Source organism: Mucilaginibacter sp. 22184, assembly GCF_052045695.1.
Lineage (GTDB): Bacteria > Bacteroidota > Bacteroidia > Sphingobacteriales > Sphingobacteriaceae > Mucilaginibacter.
Genome location: NZ_JBQEPI010000006.1, coordinates 1 through 23,674 on the forward strand (window position 1 = coordinate 1; position 23,674 = coordinate 23,674).

Here is a 23,674-nt window from a genome sequence, read left to right on the forward strand (position 1 = left end):
GGGTCACTTTCACGTGGCGAAGAGGGGTCACTTTGCTTTGGCGAACGTGGTCACTTTCAACTGGCGAAGGGGGCCTTTTTGATCTGGCCGGATAGGGTCATTTTCATGTGTTTTATCCAGTTTATGCACCGCAATTATCAATTCAATGTGCAGATCAGCCGGTTAGCTTATTTAACAGGGCGGAGCTTATCCGCATTTAAACGGGACTTCAAACAAGTATTTAACAATACGCCAAACCGCTGGTTGGTGCAGCGACGCTTGCAGGAAGCTTACTTCCTGATGGACAAAAAAAATAAAAAACCTTCTGAAATTTACCTGGAACTTGGCTTTGAAACTTTGCCTCATTTTTCTTATGCCTTTAAAAAACGTTTTGGGATGGCACCAACGGAACTGGCAGCACAAAAGAGAAATGCAGCTACTTAAAAATGGATGCACGAATAATGACAATTCTTGTATCTATAATATAATTTGGTGGTATTCCTTTCATAAAACTTGATGGTGGCTTTCAACGAAAAGCATGTTGATAACTGATAGTGGCAAACTCATCTTGCTTAATTTGGGCCAAATATCTGTGACATGTAATGGACATATGCCGCCCTACAGCTAAACCATATTGCATAAAACGACCAGCCTTAACATCAACTTGTAGAAATTAATTATTATCCAATTATTGCAGTTAAATCAGATTTATGCTCAGCTCTGCTCAGCTCAAATAAAAATGGCCACCATCTTCTGGTAGCCATTCAATTGGAATTTAATGTCTTTGACCATATACTACTAGCGATGCCCGCGCAATTGTTGAAAAGTTAAGGTTATAACCGACGTAAGCCGGAGTGGCTGTTTTGGTCAATTCAAGTACTTTACTTAATGCATAAACAGTTATTAAATATCGATGAGCGGGCCCTTCATTTGGTGCCGCACCGGTGAAACCCGGTGTCCCCAAATCAGTAAGGCTTTGAATCGCTTGTGGAGGAAGAAGGTTTTGTTTTAAATCCCCTGCACCTGATTTTATTTCCCGAATGTTAGCAGGGATATTAAATACAACCCAGTGCCAAAAACCACTACCAGTCGGCGCATCCATGTCATAAATGGTTATAGCAAAACTTCTAGTGTCCGATGGAGGGTTTTCCCAATAAAGTTCTGGCGACTGATTTCCGCCGGTAAATCCCATCCCATTGAAAAACTGTTTTTCGGTTAATTGCCCGTTTAATTCATGGCTTTTAAGTGTAAAATTTTGTGCGTTTGCGACAAGGCCGTTTAAACAAACAGCAATAAAAATTATTATTAAATTTTTCATTTGAACAGTTATCATATTTTAAAAATTTGGTTTTGAGAAATTATTTCCACTGATATTTAAAAAGTATACGTGAGGAAAAAAATAATAAAGTTTCTATGATGGAAAATGCGATTAGTGCGGCATTCATTCCCCAAGTCATAAACCAATGAAATATCAATGCACCGACGCCGTAGCCGACGAACAACATGCATGAACTTAAACCTACCGCTTGCCCGCGTTTAGACTGATCGACTAGTGTAGTAACCATTCCTGCAAATAATGGCTGAGTCATGTCATAACCCATTGACAACACGGTTATCGCCAATGCTGCCATAAAAAGTGAAAGCTTGACCGCTAAGAGAAAAACGCTCACTGCGCCAAAGGCTAATCCTATTGGAATCAGTTTTTTTCGTCCGTATTTATCAGCGGCCTTCCCAATAGAAATACCAAGAATCATACCAGGGACGCCGTACCCTAATAATGCTAATCCTATTCCCTGATCGCTAAGATCATACTTTAGTTTAAAAAAATAGCCCAGCCATGCAAATACACCAGAATGAAAGATGCCATTAAGAAAAATGAATAAATAAAGTGTTCGTGATTGTACCTGTTGCATCAACATTTTAGCATTCCCAAATACATCCTTTAGTGACGCCTTCATAATGACCTGTTTCTCCGGAAAAATGTTATGTTTAACAGCTGTCCATAAAAAGAGCATAAAACATATACCGCCTGTGACTATAAATTCAGCCCGCCATCCAATCACTGGATTAAGATAGGCACCCAATGTCGATCCGAAAGTCATGCCTCCGGCCATTGCGCCATAAAGTACCCCAAGGGCCTTTCCCCTTTGGGCATACGGATAGATATCTCCTAACAAAGCGATAGATATTGGCACAATACCTCCCGTCGTTATTCCGGTTAACACTCGAATTAACAGGAATATCTGGACTGATTGGGAGACAGCAATGATTACCGTCGATAAGGCCATCAACGCAAATAATATTAGCAAAATTGGTTTGCGGCCGAAACGATCAGATAAAGGTCCATAAAATAACGTCGACAAACCATAGGGAATAGTATAGGCTGGCACTGCCAGTCCGGTTATTCCATCAGTGCTTTTGAAATCATGGGTAAGCACAGGGATTAGGGGTGCAATAAGGTAAGCTTGAAATAAGACTAGAAACGCTGCCAGTCCTAATATGATTAGCAGCGTTTTATTTGGACCACTTCCGGTAAAAGTTTCCATGAAGATTATTTAATATACGTCTTCAACAGGTCTTCCAATAATATCTCGCCGGAAATATGCTCAACATTTTGTTCTTCAAAAACAATCCATTTTTTATTGAACCCGATATTCATTTCCGCCATTAATCTGGATGCATCCGGGGTAAATCCGAATGATAAATACATATTTTCGTAATTTATTGAAGGAATTGGTTCAGCGGATATTTTGCGTCCTGTATAATAGCTTAAACTTGAGGCAACATCGTCTGCTGAATAGCGACACGGACCTTCCAATTCAACAATTCGATGGCCGCTCCAATCTTGAGTTAGTAACTCTGCGGCAAGCTTGCCAATGTCACTTACAGCCACCATGGGAATTTGCAAATCCGTCGGATCTAAAAAGCTTAATAATATTCCTGACTCAATTGCTGAAGGAATTAATCCGGCAAAATTTTCCATAAACCAGCCGGCTCTTATTCCCACTGTAGGAATGTCAAGGCTTTTCAGAGCCTGTTCCATATCATATAATTTACGGATAGCCCCAGTGCCGGTTTCTAATTGTCCGCCTATGGAAGATAGATAAACAATTTTTTGAGGTTTGGTTTCTTTAATTGCATTTAAGATGTTGTCCAGCATCAAAAGATGTTTTTCAATGACAGCGTCTAAATCTAAAGCGGGTGGCGTCATAATAAATAAGCCTTCAGCGCCGGTAAAAGCTTCAATAAGAGACCCCAAATCAAAAAAGTCTGCAATCGCAACCTCTGCGCCTTGAGTTGCCCATTCGGTACCTTTTGCGGCACTTCGTACAACGGCTCTTAATGGATTCTGCCTTTTTAATAAGATATCTGCAGTTACTCGGCCAACGTGACCGGTAACACCTGTTATTACATACATAAATTATAATTTAATAAGATGAGAGATGGTTAAACTAATGATGCGCCACCATCTACCGCATAGCACTGTCCGGTTGCAAAAGTCTGCTTCATCATAAATAAGAAGGTCTGTGCAATTTCGTCCGCTTCACCAACACGCTTAACAAGCAAAGAATTGCTGACATAATCGAATAAGCCATTGCGGTCGGTTTCGGTCATGCTGCTCCATAAATTTGTTTTGATAACGCCAGGAAGAACGGCATTCACCCGTATAGGGGCAAGTTCTACAGCCATAGCACGGCAAAGGCCTTCGACAGCAGAACAAATACATGCGCCTAAAGACCAACCTGCACCAGGTCGTTGACTAGCGATTCCGCTTGTTAAACAAATCGACCCGCCTTTATTAATGTGAGGTGCCCCGTGTTTGATCGCTGCGTAGGCTCCCCAGAAGCGAATTTTGAAATACTCCTGAGCTTTAGGTATCTCAGTATCCGCAATCATGCTCAGGCTAATATTCTCACCTGCAGTATATACAAGGTGGTCAAAGGCACCGATTTTCTCAAACAAATTTTTAATGTTTCCTTCGTCACTTAAATCTGCGGCAAACCCGGTACTGTTGTTTGGAAGCGTTTGCAGTGCACTGTCAATGCGTTGCTGACTACTTGAAACGATTATGACTTCAGCTCCGTCTTCAGCTGCCGCATGGGCAGTAGCCAATCCTAAACCAGATGTGCCGCCTAAAATCACGACCCGTTTACCTGTTAATGAAAATGTTTTATTTGTAGTGTTCATAACTCTATAATTTTTATGCAAATTTGTTGGTTATGATCAACAGGCCATTTAACAAATGGTAAAAAGAATCTTAATCAAATTTTTTTTATAAAAAAATTTTAAGCCAAGTTTTTAAATGCCGAAGCAGGTTTAACAGCTCGATGATGCTTACGGTCGGGAATAAATTTAAAATTGGTAGCCTTATTGTAGTTCAAAAACATTTCTTTTGCGTAAATCTTTAAAGTATACAATAAGCAGAATTAAAATATTTAATTCATTTTAAAGATTGTAAACTGACGCCTGACAATAGACATTAATTCGATAGTATTAATTGGTTAAAGTTTCGATACTTAGTTCGCTAAACCGCTATAGATAAAATACATGGAAGACAATCAACTTAAACTGTACAACTATTTAAAGACTTTCCAAGACATCACTATTGAGGATTTTGAGATAATTCGAAGTTATCTTCGGACAAAAAGTGCTGTGGCGGGAGACATATTGCTGGAAGAAGGAAAAAAAGCCAAGGAGTTATATTTTATTGTCAGTGGGATCTTGAAAATTACCACAAGAAATGAAAAAGGAAATGAAGTGGTTTTATTTTTTGTCAAAGAGAATAAACTTTGTACAATCATTGACAGCTTTACCTCTGACCGGCCTTCTGCTGAGGCAATAGTAGCAGCCACTGATATGGAACTGCTTGTATTTTCAAAAGAGCGATTACACCTTTTGTATGAAAAGTTACCATTCTTCAAGAGTTTAATTGAAAATCTGTCTCAAAAAGCTTTACTTGATAAAATTCAGCAGCGGAATAGCTATATGGGAGAAATCGCAACCACCAGGTATTTAAAGTTTATAACATTACAGCCGGATATCATTCAAAAAGTGCCTTTAAGTGATATCGCTTCATTTCTAGGAATTGCACAACAATCACTCAGCCGGATAAGGAAAAATATCAAATTTTAAATTAAAATGCTTTTGCAAATAAGAGATCGCATCATGATCCCGCTGTAATATTGATGGTCCAAGTAAAGCTCAAAACAGTCTTTTTTATCCGGCTATTTTTTGCTATTTAATACTAGCTTTCGATGGTATGCTATGTATGAAATGGCGAGAATCAATAGAAATAATATCGGCATTATTCTATTTAAAATTGGATCACCAACGGAGCAGTGTGCAATAAATGCAGATATAAAAGTAATTGCAAATCCCGCATATGTCCATTCTTTTAAGTTTTTCCATACAGGTAAAAGCAAAATAACTGATCCTATCAGTTTCATAACTGCAAGTTCTATTCTGAAATAATTTGGAAAGCCAAGGTGAATAAATGTTTCCTTTAGTTGAAGCACAGTCACATACATAATCGCAGAATTTATCATCATAATTGCAACGATTACAGTGCTAACCCAATAAATAATTTTAATTGTTTTCATAATACAAAAATACTACTCAAGTCTATTCAATTGTTGAACTATAGCAAAGGATAGTGGTATCATCGATGATAGCAATATTTACTATTGAGACAAAAAACGTTCGTAGTTTTTTTGAATAACACTGGTCAAACATTCGATTTAACCAGCACAAACGGTCTTTTCCGGCTGATCCTTAATAATCTATCGATTAAAGTAAGTTAAGTACCGATTATTCACGATTACTTTCCAACCCGTAGCCGAAATAATCTAGCGGTTACTTTGTATAATTCAATTAATACACCGACAATCGTTATTTTTCATTTTGACTTCTTTTGTGAAGCAAAGGCGTCGCATTACGAAAGGCGTAAGTAACCGTTACGGACGGTGTTGTAACTAAAATGGGAGCCCGGCGAAAAGGGGATCTTGAAGAATTAATGTTTATATATAGTCGCAATTCAGATTATACTAGTAAATGGTCTTAATTACTTTTTCAGTGCCCGCAAGCAGTTCCTCAATGTCTGTTATCGTTGGGGCTTTTTTGGTGGTTTTGACACATAAATCCCTCAAGTCAATAAGATATTGGATCTGGCGGCCCGTTCCAAAATCATAGACTTCTGCTTTTTGAAGGATTTCATTATAATCTTTTAATCCCGGCGATTTCTTTGCCAACTTCAGCCCATATTTAACCAGAAGAGTTTCCATGTGTTGCTGTATGATAGCACTGCAAATACCTCCGGCGGAACGGGCCAATCCGCTTTTGGCAAGTTCCTTGGCAGCGGCCAGGATTTTGTCAAGCAGTTCGGCCTGCAATATTTCGGTAATCTCTGATATGGTACTTTCCAAGCGAGCAGTGACGGAGTCAAGAATATTTAATTGTTGCTGAACCAATGGTATGGCGTCACCCGGACCAGCAATGATTTTTTTATCAAACCCCGAAGTTATAATAGTATTTCGCAGATAATCCTCAATCGTATAGTTCTCTTTTTTTACTTCCTTACGTGCTTTTGGGATTTCATATAAAGAGATGAAGTCATTCAGTCTCAATGGCAGAAGCCTTTTGATGACTATCTGCGCTTCTGAATACCAGGCCTGGTAAGTGTTCCTAAAAACTGGTAGGGATTTTTTGAATACCTCAAAATCCTTCTTAAGATTATTGACAAAATGAGCCTCTAATTCTTCAGGAAATATCTCAACTTGGATGGCATTAACAAGGTTTACACCTTGATTATGCAGTCTTTTTAAATCAAGTGCCAGTTGTTCGGTCTGTTTCATAAGCAGCTAAGTTAACCAGCATGTTCAATTTGGTCAACACCAATTATGCAATACTGGAAGTCGAAACTTTTGAAGTCTGCAAATCAAGATTATAAAAAATATCTTACCAGGAATTTCAAAAGAGAAAAAATGTAAACGACCTTTCGTGGTTTCAAGGTTCTTTCTGAGAACTAAGCAATGGTGTAAAGATTGTTATCTCATAAGAAACATTAATTATATAAAATCATGAGCACAAGAGGATCAAAAGTTGAAGGAAAATCTGTATCGGAACAGCCTCTTGAATTAAAATACGAGGCAAAAAAAGAAGGCCCTACACCTAAAAAAGTGGAAGCCGCCAAGAGAGATGCAGGATTTAACTAGCGCAGTCCGGCTGAAAAAAAGCTGGATAAAAAGTTAGACCAAACACCGGAAAGACAAGAGCCCAGCAAGGGGCTTTGTTGTCTGCAAATCGTATCAGTATGAGCTTATAATAAAATCGAAATATAAAGCCTGTTGAACTTATGTCAACAGGCTTTACGGGATTTTATGTACTGATATCATAAAAAAAGCCGCCATCAACAGCCAGTTTAGCTCAATCGACTGCCAGTAAGAATCATTAGCCTATTAATGAAAAGGACATTTCTATTTGCCAAAACCATTGTAAGCTTCTACAGATAATTTGATGCTATCATTACCTAAAATGTGAGGATCAAATTCAATCTTAATTGTTTTGGTATCGCTTTTGAACAAAGTGAAGTAATTATCGCTCATGATAGCCGGCAAAATCTGTTCCCCGGTTGATGCCTTGAGCGCCTGCACTCGCACCCCGAAAGCTACACCCTTGGATGATGAAGGATTAGTTACCTGTGCCGTGATATAATATTTACCATCGGCCTTAACCGTTTTATAATTAACATTTAAATGAACTTTTGGCAGGGTATTTAAAGCAGTATAATCTTTACGCTTGTTACCTCTCCAGTAAAAATTATCAGATATTACCTTACCGGTATTATCAGTAAGTTTTAGTTTAATAAAGTGTACCGCCGATAAGCCTTCGCTGGCTACATCGCCCTCATAAACCTCAAAATTATACAGCGAATAACCCCAGTAGGTAGCACGCTCAACACCCTGCATTTTTACGTAACGGGCGTTAACCTCCGGAAAAGTGATCTTTTGCTCTCCCTGTCGTCCTTCGGTGGTGCTGTATACATCGTGCCAGTGATTAGCATCGTTTGATACCTGTATCTTGAAAGCTTTGGCATAGGCATCTTCCCAGGTGAGGCCAACACCATTCACAACTTCTTCCTTACCCAAATCGATATACACCCATTCGCCATCGCTATAGCGGCTGGCCCAACGCGAGGCTGGGTTGGCATCATTTATGGCCGACGGATCTCCATTTGTTGAAGATGAACTTACCACCTTTTTGTTTTTTGCCAGATCGACCTTGTATTGGTTTAATTTAAGAACAAACGCCGCGCCCGAACTGTTGGCCGGGGCATCAACTATCTTCGATTGACTGTATTGTTTCACTAACGTACCATCCAGATTATACACATCTGCCGAAGCCGTTAACCCGTCCGCATCCTTACGAGTAGTGTTAATAACCTTAATAGCATTGGTTAACGGGTTCCATTGAATGTGCAGCGGCTCGCAGGCTTTTTTTACGCCCCAGTAGGCACCAGTCAGATCATAATAGTAATCATAAGTTTGCCATACCATTGATGGGTAGGCCGACTGGCTCATCCAGGTCATTAAACCGGATGCGTCTTCGCCCATGGCATCCTGCCAGCCTTCAAACATGGCTTTATTACTCTCCAGGCTTACAAACTGCGCTTTACGGCAAAAATCTTCAATACCCTTAGGCTCCCCGTAACCATTAGTAATGCTGGCCTGGTAAGTATCCGGCCCTGCATTAAAGGCCTTCGGACCAAAAAAGTGCTGGTCCCACATTTCATTGCGCGGCCACCAGTTTTCTTTCGGCATAAATTTTTTGAAGCTTTCAAAATTTACAAACACCGCTGAACCCAACTCGGTACGCAGGCCCCAGCCTTTGTTGCCACCCAAACCTGTTGGGTAAGCAGTGAAATAGTAACGCGGGTCTTTAGCATCCCATGGGCCACTGCCGGTCAGGTTTTCGGCGTGCGAGTTTGGTTGGTACCAGCGGTCGCTGCCATCAAAGGTATCCAGGTCTTCTTTTAACCAGGCGCTTAGCGGTTGTTCAGGCCATCCTTCATTGTCCGCGCACCACACGGCAATAGCGGGATGGTTTCTAAAGCGTTTTATTTTTTCGATGGCGTTGGCATTGAACACGGTCAGGTCTGCCGGGAGATTTGGATTGGCGTTCAACCAGAAATCATCCCAAACCATAATGCCGTATTTATCGCAGGCATCATAAAACTCCTCATCAGTAGTTGAACCTATCCAATTGCGAATCATGTTGAAGTTCATTTCTTTATGCAGCCTAACCTTGTAATCGTACTCGGCGCCGCGGCAGCGCAGCAGGTATTCGCTCATGCCCCAGTCGCCGCCTTTTATAAATACTTTGGTGCCGTTGATGGCCAGATGCAATACATGACCAATGGTATCATAGCTATATCTTTTAATCCCGAATTTGATGTTCCTCACATCCGATTCCTCATTGCCTACACTAACGCTCAGTTTGCAATTGTACAGGTTTGGTTCACCATAACCGTTTGGCCACCATAGTTTAGGGCTATTGATCATGAGCTGCTCAAAGTCGCGCTTGTTCAGCTTAACATCAGTTGTTCCATTAGCATCCACATAAACCTTTTTCTGAAACTCAATATTTCCCGGCGTAATTACCCCTTTTATTATAGCGGTCTGTGGATTTGCAGTGTTGTTTTTAACCTCAAGTGATACCGACACATCTGCACGGGCATTGGTTGGCAGGTTAGCACGGATCCATGGATCTTTAATAGTTACATCGCCCGTATTGCTTAGGAAAACGTTATCGGTTATGCCCGAGTTAAGGCCCGGTACATATGGCATCCAGTCCCAGCCGGCGCTTGATACGTAGTTGGGGCTGCCCACATTAGCCAATGGCTGTTTAGGGATATAAACCAGTGCTGTGATCACATTTTTACCGGCACGATTTACCAGGCTGGTTATGTCATACTGCCCGCGCTGCATAAAACCGTCAAGACTACCCAGCAACGTTCCGTTAAGATAGATGTCGGCCTTGCGGTTTACACCTTTAAAGTTAAGCCAGATAGTTTTTTTGGTATAGCTTGGGGGGATGCCAAATTCGGTACGGTACCAAAAACTGCGATCGTATTTGGCTTTATCAACCTTGTAAATATTATCGCCAAAGTTGGGGTCTTTCTCTAAACCGGCTGCTACGTACGATGCAAAGGTTGTTCCCGGCACAATGGCTGTAACCCAGTTGGAAGTATTATATCCGGCATCCTTAACTTGTGAGGCGTCGATAACATCTGCCTGTGGTTTTACTTTCCATTGTTGTCCGGCCGAGCTGTTGAGAGACACCTCGTTACTTTGGGCATGGGCCATCGAACTAAAACATGTAACGATGACAGTTAAAAGTCTGGTTAATGTAATGCGTTTAATCATTAATTTTAATTAATTTAAGTTGAAAACCTAAGTACCGGCACTACCTGATAAAAGTTAAACAGGCACATTTACTTGGCCTTAGGAACAAGTATATTGAATGATAATTTAAGTTTTTGTCTACAGGTAATTGAACCTGATAGAACCCGATATGAGATATATTCTTATGAGGTGATGGCAAATCTTGATATTGGTAAAATTGAGCGATGTGCTATACCTTTTTTCGAGAGGTGAGGGGTGTGTTAGGCGCATGTCGTTTAACCTACGCAAGAACACACCCCGGATTTTCCCCTTATTTTCGCTCTACCTAAGAGATAAATTAAAAAGTCTAAAGGCCAATTTAATACCCCGGATTCTGCGTTAAAACCCCACCGCTCAACTGAATCTCTGTTAGTGGAATAGCCACGTGCTCATTAACCCCAACCTTAAAGCCGGGCAACAAAGCAGCAGCCCTGCCGGTGCGCACCAATTCATAAAAACGGCGATGCTCGCCGAGGGCGGTCTCCACACGCATTTCATGATAAATATTAGCTAAGGTAACCGTACCGTAAGCTGGTAAAATAGAGTTATCGGTGTTTCCTCCACTTTGCCTGGCCCGAGCCCTGATCTGGTTAACCAACTCAGTTGCATGGAGAGCATTTCCGTTTTGGAAGGCCGCTTCCGCCGTCCAGAGCATGACCTGGGCTAAGCCATAGACCCGATCATTGGTTGGGCCGTCACCGGCTCCGCCACCGTTATTAGTAGGGATCTGGCTGGTGGGTAACCAATATTTTTTGTTCCAGTAACCAGTTTCGCTGGTTGAACCATCGGCTACGGTACCATCTGATAATTTTTCTTTATCAAAAATCGCGGTAGCATGCAACCTTGGGTCGCCGGGTTCAAATTCTTTCACCAACGATTCGGACGGAACGGTAAAACCATAGCCCCAGGTATTCCTCGGCGCATCGAATAAATTCAGCAGGTTACCGACGCCTTTACCCGGAATATTTTCGTTATTTACCTCAAATATCGATTCAGGGCCAAACTCTCCGGCCAGTGTCCAGATCTGGGTTACATCCGGCGCAAGGGTGTATTGGCCCGAAGTAATGATCTGGTCGCCCAACTGCTGGGCTTCAGTCCATTTCTTTTCCCACATATAGGTTTCCAGCAATAGCGCCTGAGCAGCGCCTTTGGTTGCCCTGCCTCTATCGGTTGTGGCCTGATCGCTTTTGGTTGGCAACGAGCCGATGGCAGCGTTTGCATCGGCTTCAATTTGTGCCAGTATTTGCGGAGATTCAGACTGTTTCACGTTAAAATCGCCATTTTCCAGCGGGGTGGTAACTAGTGGCACCCTGCCGAACAGCCTTACCAGTTGCAGGTAATAATAGCCGCGTAAAAACTGGGCTTCACCTAAAACACGTTTTTTGAGGTTATCATCCATGGCAATTGCCGGTACTTTTTGCAATACCAGGTTGGCCAGGTAAATCCCTTTAAAGTTATCCCTCCAGGCATTATATACATAACCGTTATCGGCCTTGGCGGTAAAGATCTTTAACTGTTGGATCAAACCCTGGTCTGACGCACCACCGCCACCTTTGTTGGCATCGTCAGACATGATATCGCCGAATGATGATGGAGAATATCCACCGTAAGCCTGGTCTTTCATCAGCCTGTAGGCATCGGTAACCGCTCTTACGGCGTCATCGCTGGTCTTGTAAAAACTTGATGTTGAGAGATGCGCGGTTGGTGTTTCGTTCAAAAATTTCTTACATCCTCCTAAACCGGTCATCAACACGGCACCGAGGATCATATATTTAGATTTCATGATATTAACTTTTAAATTGTACATCGGTTAAAAAGACAGATTAGCGCCCAGCGAAAGCGTACGGCTTTGCGGATAGTTACCATTATCGATACCCATATCCAGGTTACCGCCGGCACCACTGTATTGCTGACCGATCTCCGGATCATAACCAGTATACTTGGTGAACGTAAGCAGGTTTTGGGCCGAGAAATAAAACCTTAACGATTTGATCTTTGTGCGCTCCAAAAACTTTTGCGGAAGCGTATAACCGAAAGTGAGGTTTTGCAAACGCAGGTACGAGCCACTTTGCAGGTAAAAACTGGATACCCTCGAGTTATTATTAGGATCGCTGGCTATTAGGCGTGGCAGGGTATTGCTGGTACCCGGACCTGTCCAGCGGCCCAAAGCTTCTTTTTCCATGTTATAGTTGGAGATAAAGAAACCATTGGTATAGTATTTATATGCAGCAAGCAACTTATTACCATACACGCCCGAGAAGGCCAGGTTAAGATCAAAACCTTTGTAGCTGGCACCAAAGTTAAACCCGTAAGTTAATTTAGGAATTGGCGAACCCAGATATGTCTGGTCGTTTTGATCAACCACGCCATCGCCGTTCAAATCTTTAAACCTGATATCGCCCGGCGCTGTGCCCGATGCCTGCTTAGCATGGTTGGTTACATCGGCAGGAGTTTGGAAAATACCATCGGCTACATAACCGTAAAACGAGGCGATGGGGTGACCAACCTCGGTTAACTCGGTTTGACCCGGTTTAATATTTCCGCTGTAAATTTTCTCTCCGGTTTGCTCCAGACTTAACACGTTGTTTTTAACGGTAGCAAAGTGGAAGCCAGCGTTAAAGTGCAGATCTTTTGTGATCTCGGTATTATAATCTGCCGAAAACTCAAAGCCCGAGTTTTTCATCGAACCGGCATTTTGACGTGGGCTTTGGGTAAAACCTGATATTGATGGAATGTTCAGCACCAGCAGCATATCCTGGGCTGTTTTCTCATAATAATCAAACGATCCTGTGATCTTACCATTAAACAGCTGGTAGTCGAAACCCGCGTTCCATTGTTTGGTTTGTTCCCAGCGGATGTCCGGGTTTGGCAAGCCATTAGGGCCTGCGGTTGGCTGTGCCGAAGCAGGAAGGCCGATAGCGTAATAGCCTGTATTGATATTGGCAGCATAATCATAATACCCCAATACCGATTGATTACCCAGCTTACCCCAGCTACCACGAAGCTTTAAATAACTAAGCGCGTTGTTTTTAGGGAAGAACGATTCGTTGGTTAAATTCCAACCCAAAGCTATTGATGGAAAATTACCAAACTGGTTATTGGCGCCAAACTTTGATGAACCATCACGACGCAAAGTAGCCGTTAAATAGTATTTATTTTGATAGTTGTAGTTAATACGACCGATGTACGATAACAAATCCCATTGTTGCTGGCTGCCGCCGGTTACCGGGTTGCTGATACCGGCATCAAGGTATTGCAAAAAGGGATCATTACCCGGCTGGCCCTGATTTTGGCCGTACACGTTGTTATACGTAAAACGCTCTTCAGATACACCTGCCAGTGCCTCGAAGTGGTGATCTTTACCCACGGTAAAGTTGTAAGTGGCGGTGTTATCCCATGTCCAGTGGTTGGTTTGGTCTTTTTGCTGATAAAGCGAAGGATTAGGGTTCCTGAAGTTAGGCGCTACATCATAAGTTGGCGTAAACTGTTTGTTATCGGCAAATTTAAGGTCGATACTGTATGATGATTTCAGCACCAGGCCTTTAATAGGCTTGTATTGCAAATAGGTGTTGCCTAACAATCCCCACTGATTATATGCCCGGTTGTTATACAGGTAATAGATCTTTGCCAGCGGGTTCACTATATCAGAGAATTTAGTCGCGCTGAAATTGCCATCGGCGTTTTTAACCGGGATGGTTGGGTCCTCGGCAAAAGCATCATTGATCAGGTTGCCGTTGTAATCAGTTTGTACGCTGTGCGTAAGCGATTTATTCAAGGCGAAGCTTTCACCAAACTCCAGATTTGATTTGGGTGTAAAAACCAAATTGTTCGAGATGTTTAACCTGTTATAATCAGAACCTACAATGGTTCCCTGCTGTTTCAGATAGCCACCGCTAACGCGATAGGTAACATTTTGGCTGCCGCCGCTTAAGGCCACGTTATAGTTTTGCATGTAAGCAGCGCGGAACAGTTCTTTTTGCCAATCGGTTGTTGGCGATGATGGGGTTAGGTTGGTAGGTAGCTGTAGGTTCTGGCCCGCGTTTTTGTAAGCTTCGTTGTTTAATTGAGCATACTCATAAGCGTTTAGCATATCCAATGTTTTACGCACATTTGATACGCCCTGGTAGGTATCGAACGAGATAACCGAATTATCTTTTTTACCTCTTTTAGTTTTGATCAACACAACGCCATTGGCACCACGCGAACCATAGATGGCCTGCGCCGAAGCATCTTTTAAAATATCGATAGATTCGATATTGCTTGGATCGATGATGTTAATATCGTTTGATGCCAACGGGATCCCGTCAACAACATATAAAGGATCAGAATTGCTTAATGAAGTTAAACCGCGGATCCTCACCTGGGCCGAAGCTCCTGGCGCGCCGGAGTTTTGGATAATCTGCACACCAGATGTTTTACCTTCCAAAGCACCTTGCAGGTTGGTTACCGGCTGATCTTTCAGTTTGCTTGCACCTACCGATGAGATGGCACCGTTCACATCCGCCCTTTTCTGTGTACCATAGCCTACTACTACAACCTCATTTAAGGCCGATTGCATTTCTTTGAGGGTAACATCCAGTTGGGTACGGCCGGCAACCACAATCTCTTGCGGGGCATAGCCAATAAAGGTAAATACCAAGGTTTCATTACCCGTAGGCAGTTTCACTGTGTAGTTACCGTTTATATCGGTAACCGCGCCGGTGCTTGTGCCTTTAATTTTAACGCTTACACCGGGTACAGGCAGGCCTTTTTCATCCAATACTTTACCTTTTACTGTAACATCATTCGGTGTTTGAGTAACAGGCTCCGGTTTCGACCTCACTATTACCGTATTTTGGTTGATGACATAGGTTAAAGGCTGACCGGCAAAACATGCCTTAAGCACGTCATCTAGCGTAGCATTATTAAGATTTAAGCTTACCGGGTGGGCATCGTTCAACATATCGCTATCATACAAAAAGTTGTAGCCGCTTTGCTTTCTGAGTTTTTTAAAAACCTGCTGTAAGGAAGTTCCTTTAACGTTGATACTGATCTGCTGGGCATAGGTAGCGGCGCTAACCTGTAAAATGGAGGCAGTCAGTAATATGATGATGAGTTTCATGACGAGCAGCGGTTTTAATAGGGCGCGGGCATGCCGCATGCATACGAATGCATTAATAATTTTATACATTTGATTTGAGGTTAATGAATAATTGGTTGTTGCTAACGATTGGTTATGTTACCTTATACTAGCCGGGGGAGCTCCAATTCCCCTGGTTAGTTTTTTAAGATAACATGATGTCTTCTTCATAAAAAAAGTAATTATGGCATCACAGTTATCCTCCTTCCTTCGGTTTTGAAGTGAACAGAACCGGTCAGCTCCAGCGAATTTAACACTTGCTCAACGTCTGTAAACCTGGATACAGTTCCTCCAAAGTTTTTTCGTTTAAATTTTTCGGGGAATACAACATCGACGTCATACCACCGCGAAATCCTTTTCATAATTGTTTGAATATCTTCGTTATTGAAAGCGAAAAAGCCGTTTTTCCAAGCTACCGCGTCTTCAACATCCACATTGCTGATATTGAATGCGGTTTGCTGGATACTAAACTTACCCTGCTGACCTGGTTTTAAGAATGCCTGTTTACCGTTACTGCTCAACTTCACCGAGCCTTCCAGTAAAGTTGTTTCGATGGTCTTTTCATCACTGTAGGCATTTATATTAAAGTGGGTACCCAACACCTGTACACTCATACCATTAACACCCACCGTAAATGGTTTGGTGCGATCTTTAGCTACTTCAAAATAGGCTTCTCCAGCAAGTTCAACCTTGCGTTCCTTACCGCTAAAGGCGGCAGGGTATTTTAATGACGATGCCGAATTGAGCCAAACCTTAGTGCCGTCAGATAAGACTAGTTGATATTGTCCGCCGCGGGGGATGTTGATGGTGTTATAAGCCAGTTCACCGGCACCATCCTTTTGCCCTTCGGTTTGCTTATCGTAGGATAATACGCCGTCTTTCACTTTATTGATGCGGATACCGGTTTGTGTACCCAGCGTTCCGTTTTTAAGTCCGTTAAGGGTGATTACGGACCCGTTGGCCATCGTTAAATAAGCTTTATTGCCACCGGGAAGGATCTTTTTGGACGATGTAGCTTCCATATCCGGCTGTTTAGGAATTGAAGATAGTCGCCCCCTCCATATTATAATGCATACACCTAAAAGCAGTATAATAGCGGCTGCCATCCTATATACACCGATCGATGATCGACGGGCAGACCTTTCTGGAATGCTTTCCTTCAGCATCCCTTTAAGGGTACCTCGAACCCGCTTTTTATCGCCCAGATCAGCTTCCCATTTATCATCAGGCATTACAATATTATCCTGGTATGATTCCAATAACCGTATCTCTTCGGGCGTACATTCCCCCGACAAATTCTTTTTAAACAGGAAAAGAAACTCTTCTTTGGTGAGCATTATGGTTAGTTTATAAGCTTTAAAATAGGTCTGTATTTATATAGTATGTATTTAGGATGGGAACACCCATAGAATTGTAAAAGAATTATTGTTTTTTTATGTTACTGAGACATATAATTACTTTTTTCTACTTTTATAAAACCAATTGTATGTTTAAAGCCCTCAAGAGCGATTCTGAACTGTGGAATGAGATCCGTAATGATAACGGAGCTGCGTTCGATATCCTCTTTAACCGTTATTGGGCGAGAATGTACAAAATCGCTTTCCGACAGCTAAATGATGAAGAAAGCAGCCTTGAAATTGTTCACGATGTTTTTTTGAGTTTATGGACCCGGCGTAAAGAACTTAAAATTAATAAGTTTCCCAACTTCCTGTTAACAGCGATTCGCTATCAGTTGTACAGCCGAGCTAAAAGCACAAAGCTTACGTTGGTTTTTAAGGCCGATATAGCGGAGGATGATCATTCATCTGAACAAAATACCGGAGAGCTGCGGTTACAGGATGCGGAGCTAAGAAGCGAACTGGATAAATATTTAAACCAATTGCCCGAGCGCTGTCATGAAATATTTATGCTAAGCCGGATTGAAAATTTATCAAACCAAGAAATAGCAGATCGGTTGGGTATCTCAAAAAAGACAGTTGAAAATCAACTCACCATGGCGCTAAAGCATCTACGCCTGGCGTTCAAAAATATTGCTTCTTTAATAACGTTCACATTGTTCATGTTCCTTAAGTGAGACTTTGTCGGTTATAAATAAAGACATTAAAATGTAAAGACAGAATTAAAAATCTTAATTCTGTCTTTGGTCACTAGCTTGCCAATCATATCCAATTAAGAAAATGACAAGACGCATGACTTATTGCGCTTTGCACTAATTGATACGACTATGCACTAACTATTCTCATTGCTTTTCTCGAATCTTCTGGATTTAAGTCAATTACATTTTGGGGGTCATTAATGCGGTAATTTAATAATTCAATGACCTGATGTTGAACATCGTCAACAATGCCCCAATCTTTTGCCAGATAAATATCTGTTGTAGCGTGTCCATTGTCGATATGATTTAACGCTTCGCCGATATCATCAACACTCATTCGACAAGCATTTCTGGCCAAAGTTCCAAACGTGTGTCGAGCCCAATACAGGGTTAGTTCATCGAGTCCTGTAATTTCTCGCAAACCTTTCATGCCTTTATATAAGGCATAATCTAGATAATCATAGGCACCATACCGTGTACTAAGTTTACCTAAATATTTATTTAATAAGGGTTTCGCCTCTTCGACGATCTTAATGCTTATAAATGCCTCATCTTGTCTACGCCCCTGTGTCTTTGATCTGTTATATTCGAACCTGCCTTCTTTGATGTTTGCATCAGAGGCGTGATAAAAATCCACGGCGTTTGTTCCGCAGAGATAAAAGGATAACATAAACATATCCCTGGCCAATTCAACTCGGGTATCTTTAGGCACTATTGAATCCCGGATTTGTATTACCTCTTCAATATCAAAACTTCTAACCTTAGTTGCAGGAGGGGTTCCAACTTTATACTTGGTGAACGGGTAATGCTTTATCCTTATTATACCAAGCTCATCGTTATTAAATTTCCTCTTGGCTTCATTGAATAGGGTGCGGAGATCACGCATATGTGCGTGCAAACCACCTTTTGAAAGTCCTTTCTCAGTCGTGGTCACTAATCTACCTAATTGATTTATTCGGGATATTGTACGGGGAGCTTTCAGAAAGCGTTCGTACATGTATAGCATATTGGAATGAATTTCATTGATCGAAACATGTGACCTTCCGAAATAATCTACCAAGCTGTTCCTTATTTTTCGAAATGTCCTGGAGTATGGCTCACGGTCATTTTCTTTAAGATAATCAATATGGGAATTAGCAAACTCAATAAGGTCAATATCCTTATTGCTGTCTCTGAGATAGTCACGCAACTCTTCACAGGTAAAGAAATCAAGTCGTGAATTAATCGTGCTGATCAGTACCCGACAATCGTCAAGCGCTTCGTCAAGCCAACGCAAAACAAACTTGTCCTTGATCTCGAAATCTTTAGTTATTTGTCTTTTTGAGACAAAATGGGGAGAATCAATAAACTTTCTTTCTCCTTTGTGATACACAACATACTTAACATTGAAAGTACCATCGCTCTTTTCATGGTGCGAATAAATTCTTGCACTTACGGTCGTAGCCATAATTTACATTAATTATGACGCCATATCCCGTTACGTATTTGTTACATGGGGGCGTCAAGTTCAACAAAAAACTATGTAAATCCCGTAACAAATATGTAACAGCCACGGTGCCGCAGGTGATCCTAACCCGCATGTGTAAGACAAAAAAACCCGCTCATCTTATCAGAAAGCGGGTTTTTACTCAGTGCGCCCACCTGGGCTCGAACCAGGGACCAAAAGATTATGAGTCTTCTACTCTTTACAAATACCGGATTACAGAACTCACTTCTCTGAATATGCGGTGGTGGTAATTTTTTTACTTTAGAATAAATAAATCTTTAGTCTTAGGTTAAGAACTTACATGACAATTATGATTAGAATGGACGGTCCTCTACCCTACCGCTAACTAAAATAAATAACAATTTCATTGGCGTTCATAAAAGCTCTCGCTTATTTGGATTAAAGGGCATATATGTATAAAATAAAATAGACTGCGTAATTCGTGGAGTTAAACCAGTCAAATTAAGTAATGAATTGAACACCAGATGCTCAAGGGCATAGTTCGGAACTCTCCCTCTCCTATCCTAAATTGAGTTTATCGCAGGTGGGGCCGACTAAATAAATAACATTAAAACCGCTTTTCATTGCTCACTGATTTATTGTTTAACCTTCAGATGATGTCCCCTTAACAGCTTAATCAAACAGAAAGCAATATTACGGTGGCAGGCGTCCTTAAAAAATTAACAAAAGATAAGTCGGATTAATTGTTATTTCATGAATCAAAAGGCTGTAGCTATGCACAGTCATTTTAAATATAAATTATTGTAAGTCATTAATTTAAGTTAGTTTTAGTTAATGAGTTGATATCGAAGCTAACTTTGAGAAACCTACCTCTTACCAATTCGATCACACGCCTATTTATTGGGTTGACTCTCTATTTGATTTATTTAAAAATTGGAACCCAGCTCTAAAAATTCTGTAAAGTTATTTGAAAACTGTGTTTCCAATTACTTCACTCGATTGAAATCGTTTTGTTTTTCTAGTAAATATTGCACAGATGATTGTGCTCTTTCCTTTAAATAATCCAAATCGGCACCGATCAGTTTTCCATCAGATTTGAGGATTTTCCCATTCACCATGACTGTATCCACGTTGCTCCTGTCGGCTGCATGCACCACGGTACCAATGGCGTCATTGGATGGAAACAAGTTGATCGCATTCGTATCGATCAGAATGAGGTCAGCGGCTTTACCTGGTGTGATACTGCCTGCGACTTGGCCAAAGCCGGCGATCTCGGCCCCGTGGAGCGTAGCAGCTTCCAGCAAGGCTTTGGAGGTCACCGGCGCCGGAGCCTTAGCATCGCCGTTATATTTTCGATTTTGCGCAAATGCCCTTTGCAAGGCAAATGCTACACGCATTTCCGTAAACATATCCCCGCCATAGGCGGTCTCTAGGTCAGTACCGATACCGGGACGCATCCCGTGGTCGATAGCATGCTGATAGGCGAAAACTCCTTCTTCCAGCCCATATTGGGCATCCGAACGAGGGTCGACCGTGACCTTAACACCGCAATCGGCCATGATCTTCCATGCTTCAGGTGTTAAGCCGGTACAGTGATTAAAGATATTATCCGGCCCAAGTTTGCCTTCCGCTTGCAGGCCTTTCAAAGAAGCAGATAGTTCTTTACCTAGGAATTCGGTGATCATCGGAACACCCAGGTGACGTGCCACGTCCCAGCCATTCGTGCTGATATGGGTAAAAACACCCATTTTGATCAGCCCTTCTGAAGAAAACCTTTTCTTGTGTAAGCGTTCTAGACCTGCCGGCCAAAATGATTGTTCCCATTCTCCGCCAAGCGGAAATGCCGGTGCATAGAGCGCCCGGATGCCCGTTGCTTCCAAAGCATCCAGCGCAGCCTCGGCGTGCTCATAACTACGGGTGTTGTGGGAGGCGTCGATCATCCCGGTGATCCCATAGTCTATGGCGCTCCACGCGGTCAGTAAATTACCGATATGAATATCTTCGGGACGATAATACAGGGCAAGCCCGAAATGTATTTCTTCTACGTAGCTCATCAGATCGCTGACGTCTGGCATCAGGCGGCGCAAACTACCCTGCCAGGCATGACGGTGGGCATCGGTAAAACCGGGTGAAAGGATCATGCCCTCCGCTTGGATAACTTGCGCATTTTCGATATTTATTTCGGTTTCAACAGCTTTGATCTTGGTGCCTTCAATTAAGACATCGCCCGAAGGAAGGTTGCCGATGTTCTTGTCCATGGAAAGGATGGTCGCTCCTTTAATTAAAATTCGCTGGTTCGATATAGACATAATATAATTTTTTAACAAAATTATACCGTTCAGCGAGAACCCTTTAACACGCCCTACGGAATTTTTGGTACAATCTACGGATTTTGTCCCCGGACCTTGGAGGGCGTCGTTTGCAGTTGTTTTTTATAAAAGCGCGTAAAATAGGACAGGTCGTTAAATCCTAAACGGTCCGCGATCTCCCCCACCCGCCATTGGGTCTGTTGCAGCAGGTTAGTCGCGTGCGCAGCCAGCTCCTGGTGAAGAAACTGCCCGACAGATTTACCCATGATGAGCCTGACCATGTCATTCAGGTGATTAGGGGTTACATTCAGCCGCGCGGCATAAGTGTTCAGCGAAGGTAAACGCTGTATTTCCCCATTCAATAGTTGTTCAAAATCTCCCCTGCAATGCTTGACGAAATCATTAGCCAAGACAACAGCCGCGTTGCTTTTGGGCCGGATATGTTTGGACGTGTCCGGATAAAGTGCCACCGCTTTCCGAATTAATAGGTGCAGCTGAACCCTTATCAATTCAACGTCAACGCCGGATGGCGTCTGCATTTCTGCAAGCATTTCTTCCATCAGTCCGGAAAAATAAGCCATTTGCTCTGCAGTCAGGGAAATGACCAGGTTGCCAGCTAAGCCTGTCTGGCTGAGCCAGCTTTTATTCTCCTGACCCGTGGTAAAAAAGTCCTCGGAGAAAGTACAGCAAAAACCCTCTTGATAAACTGTTTGAGAATGCCACGAAGTTAGGGTAAGCGGTGGGATCAGGCAAAGTGTATTTTCTTTTAAATGAAATACTTCAGCGCCGAAGTTGTAGATTCCAGCTCCTTTACGGATAAGGCATACCAGGTAGTTTTCTAAAACATGAGGTTCTACGGCATTTTTACAACTCCGGAAATGATCGTCCGTGCGGATCACCGAAATGCCCCTAAGCCGCTCATTTTCAAGAAGCATTTGCTTGTGCTCGCCGGTGAAATAAGCCTCCCGCAAGTTTTTTATCCGAAATGTTTTCTGGTGTTCCATAGCTATAAGTAATGGCGGCTGTAATGGAATTCAGACAATATTTAATTGTAAGGTTCCTTTATGTTCCTCGCCCCAGGTCCCCAGGTCGATAATAAATGGAATGAGGCTTTTTCCCAGATCTGTAAGAAAATATTCCACCCGCGGCGGCATCTCTTCGTAATCTTGTTTGCTAACCAAACCGTGGCCGATCAGTTGATTCAACTGAATATTGATCACTCTCCGGCTGATACCGGGCAAAGCCCGCTCCATCGCGCTTGGGCGTGTAATGCCCTCATGCAGGCAATATAGCAGCATAAACTTCCATTTACCATTCACCACTTGCCGGACCAGTTCAAATCCGCATCCCAATGTCAGCGGAATCTTCCTTTCATACATATCATCCTGATTAAATGCAAAATTACCGATCTTTTCGGCCTGCTCCTATAGGGAATAATTATTCCGGGATTGTCAGGCACCGGTACCTCATTTAGCTTTGACAAAAAAAACCTATGAACATAGATCGGATTTTAAAAGATAAGGTAGCGCTTGTAACCGGCGCCTCTAAAGGCATTGGTGCCGGGATCGCACTGGAACTGGCCCGGGCAGGCGCAAATGTGGTGATCAATTATGCCACAAGTCCCAAAGACGCTGATAAAGTGGCTGAACAGGTAAGAGCGCTTGACGTCAAATGCATGACCGTAAAAGCGGATATTTCAAAAAAAGACCAGGTCAGCGAAATGTTCCGGGCCGGTATTGCCGCATTTGGCCGTATTGATATCCTGGTTAATAATGCCGGGGTCTATGATTATCCCCTGATAGCCGGTGTTACCGAAGACGGGTATCGAAAAATGTTTGACATTAATGTCTTAGGACCTTTGCTGACCACTCAAGAAGCCGTAAAATATATGGAGCAAAGCGGTGGAAGTATTATCAATATCAGTTCCCTGGCTGCGCGCAAAACCGTGCAAGGCGCATCGCTGTACGCTGCAACCAAAGCTGCATTGAATGAAATCACAAAAGTAACCGCTCAAGAACTTGGAAGCAAAGGCATCAGGGTGAATGCAATCTTACCCGGGTACGTAGATACCGAGGGCGCGCGTGCAATGGGAGAAGCAGCAGAGCTTTGGGCCAAACAATTAGTGGCAGCTACGCCGCTCGGCCGTGGCGGACTTCCATCAGATATCGGAAAGGTGGCCGTTTTCCTGGCTTCAGCGAGCAGTTTCTGGATCACAGGAGAGTTAATAGCGGTATCCGGTGGTTTGTTATAAAAACTATAACGTAAAAACCACTCGAACTTGTTGTT

At 42.4% G+C, this 23,674-nt stretch carries 19 protein-coding genes; 5 read left to right on the top strand and 14 right to left on the bottom strand.

The features are described from left to right. Window positions 1-423 (top strand): helix-turn-helix domain-containing protein (locus ACTJKG_RS14060; RefSeq protein WP_440739567.1); only part of this gene is annotated, 423 nt, incomplete at its 5' end. Window positions 424-754: 331 nt separating this feature from the next. Here the strand turns inward: ACTJKG_RS14060 and ACTJKG_RS14065 are convergent. The 4 genes from ACTJKG_RS14065 to ACTJKG_RS14080 are packed head-to-tail and all read right to left on the bottom strand — an operon-like array spanning window position 755 to window position 4,167. Continuing rightward, window positions 755-1,312, bottom strand: coding sequence for a YbhB/YbcL family Raf kinase inhibitor-like protein (locus ACTJKG_RS14065; RefSeq protein ID WP_440739568.1), 558 nt, complete (start codon window positions 1,310-1,312; stop codon window positions 755-757). Between the two features lie 25 nt (window positions 1,313-1,337). Continuing rightward, window positions 1,338-2,525, bottom strand: coding sequence for an MFS transporter (locus ACTJKG_RS14070; RefSeq protein ID WP_440739569.1), 1,188 nt, complete (start codon window positions 2,523-2,525; stop codon window positions 1,338-1,340). 5 nt (window positions 2,526-2,530) lie between these two features. Then, window positions 2,531-3,397, bottom strand: coding sequence for an NmrA family NAD(P)-binding protein (locus tag ACTJKG_RS14075; protein ID WP_440739570.1), 867 nt, complete (start codon window positions 3,395-3,397; stop codon window positions 2,531-2,533). A 29-nt stretch (window positions 3,398-3,426) separates the two neighbouring features. Continuing rightward, entirely contained in the window at window positions 3,427-4,167 is a 741-nt protein-coding gene (locus tag ACTJKG_RS14080) for an SDR family oxidoreductase (protein WP_440739571.1), read from the bottom strand. Window positions 4,168-4,527: 360 nt separating this feature from the next. Here ACTJKG_RS14080 and ACTJKG_RS14085 point away from each other — a divergent pair, with 360 nt between their 5' ends. Next, a complete protein-coding gene (locus ACTJKG_RS14085; protein ID WP_440739572.1) occupies window positions 4,528-5,112 on the top strand; it encodes a Crp/Fnr family transcriptional regulator in 585 nt (194 codons plus the stop codon). 92 nt (window positions 5,113-5,204) lie between these two features. On the opposite strand, the gene ACTJKG_RS14090 is transcribed toward ACTJKG_RS14085, so the two are convergent. Beyond that, a complete protein-coding gene (locus tag ACTJKG_RS14090) occupies window positions 5,205-5,579 on the bottom strand; it encodes a DoxX family protein (protein WP_440739573.1) in 375 nt (124 codons plus the stop codon). A 444-nt stretch (window positions 5,580-6,023) separates the two neighbouring features. Further along, complete coding sequence (locus ACTJKG_RS14095; protein WP_440739574.1) at window positions 6,024-6,830, bottom strand: hypothetical protein; 807 nt, start codon at window positions 6,828-6,830, stop codon at window positions 6,024-6,026. Window positions 6,831-7,055: 225 nt separating this feature from the next. Between ACTJKG_RS14095 and ACTJKG_RS14100 the strand changes: the two genes are divergently transcribed. After that, window positions 7,056-7,190 carry a hypothetical protein gene (locus ACTJKG_RS14100; protein WP_440739575.1) on the top strand — a complete coding sequence of 45 codons (135 nt, stop codon included), beginning with the start codon at window positions 7,056-7,058 and terminating at the stop codon, window positions 7,188-7,190. Window positions 7,191-7,451: 261 nt separating this feature from the next. Here the strand turns inward: ACTJKG_RS14100 and ACTJKG_RS14105 are convergent, their stop codons facing one another. The 4 genes from ACTJKG_RS14105 to ACTJKG_RS14120 all read right to left on the bottom strand — a co-directional run bounded on the left by ACTJKG_RS14105 (window position 7,452) and on the right by ACTJKG_RS14120 (window position 16,874). Continuing rightward, window positions 7,452-10,400 carry a discoidin domain-containing protein gene (locus ACTJKG_RS14105; RefSeq protein WP_440739576.1) on the bottom strand — a complete coding sequence of 983 codons (2,949 nt, stop codon included), beginning with the start codon at window positions 10,398-10,400 and terminating at the stop codon, window positions 7,452-7,454. 337 nt (window positions 10,401-10,737) lie between these two features. Then, window positions 10,738-12,201 (bottom strand): RagB/SusD family nutrient uptake outer membrane protein, encoded by a 1,464-nt coding sequence (locus ACTJKG_RS14110; RefSeq protein WP_440739577.1) that lies wholly within the window; start codon window positions 12,199-12,201, stop codon window positions 10,738-10,740. Between the two features lie 27 nt (window positions 12,202-12,228). After that, window positions 12,229-15,588, bottom strand: a complete 3,360-nt coding sequence (locus ACTJKG_RS14115) for a TonB-dependent receptor (protein ID WP_440739578.1) — start codon at window positions 15,586-15,588, stop codon at window positions 12,229-12,231. Between the two features lie 131 nt (window positions 15,589-15,719). After that, window positions 15,720-16,874, bottom strand: coding sequence for a FecR family protein (locus ACTJKG_RS14120; protein ID WP_440739579.1), 1,155 nt, complete (start codon window positions 16,872-16,874; stop codon window positions 15,720-15,722). Window positions 16,875-17,023: 149 nt separating this feature from the next. Here ACTJKG_RS14120 and ACTJKG_RS14125 point away from each other — a divergent pair, with 149 nt between their 5' ends. Further along, window positions 17,024-17,611 (top strand): RNA polymerase sigma-70 factor, encoded by a 588-nt coding sequence (locus ACTJKG_RS14125; RefSeq protein WP_440739580.1) that lies wholly within the window; start codon window positions 17,024-17,026, stop codon window positions 17,609-17,611. A 148-nt stretch (window positions 17,612-17,759) separates the two neighbouring features. Here the strand turns inward: ACTJKG_RS14125 and ACTJKG_RS14130 are convergent, their stop codons facing one another. The 4 genes from ACTJKG_RS14130 to ACTJKG_RS14145 all read right to left on the bottom strand — a co-directional run bounded on the left by ACTJKG_RS14130 (window position 17,760) and on the right by ACTJKG_RS14145 (window position 22,767). Beyond that, window positions 17,760-19,079 carry a phage integrase SAM-like domain-containing protein gene (locus tag ACTJKG_RS14130; protein ID WP_440739581.1) on the bottom strand — a complete coding sequence of 440 codons (1,320 nt, stop codon included), beginning with the start codon at window positions 19,077-19,079 and terminating at the stop codon, window positions 17,760-17,762. Between the two features lie 986 nt (window positions 19,080-20,065). Continuing rightward, window positions 20,066-21,388: an amidohydrolase family protein gene (locus ACTJKG_RS14135; protein WP_440739582.1), complete on the bottom strand. Its 1,323-nt coding sequence runs from the start codon at window positions 21,386-21,388 to the stop codon at window positions 20,066-20,068. 74 nt (window positions 21,389-21,462) lie between these two features. Then, window positions 21,463-22,392, bottom strand: coding sequence for an AraC family transcriptional regulator (locus ACTJKG_RS14140; protein WP_440739583.1), 930 nt, complete (start codon window positions 22,390-22,392; stop codon window positions 21,463-21,465). A 30-nt stretch (window positions 22,393-22,422) separates the two neighbouring features. Beyond that, window positions 22,423-22,767: a winged helix-turn-helix transcriptional regulator gene (locus ACTJKG_RS14145; RefSeq protein ID WP_440739584.1), complete on the bottom strand. Its 345-nt coding sequence runs from the start codon at window positions 22,765-22,767 to the stop codon at window positions 22,423-22,425. A 113-nt stretch (window positions 22,768-22,880) separates the two neighbouring features. On the opposite strand from ACTJKG_RS14145, the gene ACTJKG_RS14150 reads away from it, so the two are divergent. Further along, window positions 22,881-23,639: an SDR family NAD(P)-dependent oxidoreductase gene (locus ACTJKG_RS14150; RefSeq protein WP_440739585.1), complete on the top strand. Its 759-nt coding sequence runs from the start codon at window positions 22,881-22,883 to the stop codon at window positions 23,637-23,639. Window positions 23,640-23,674: the final 35 nt, after the last annotated feature.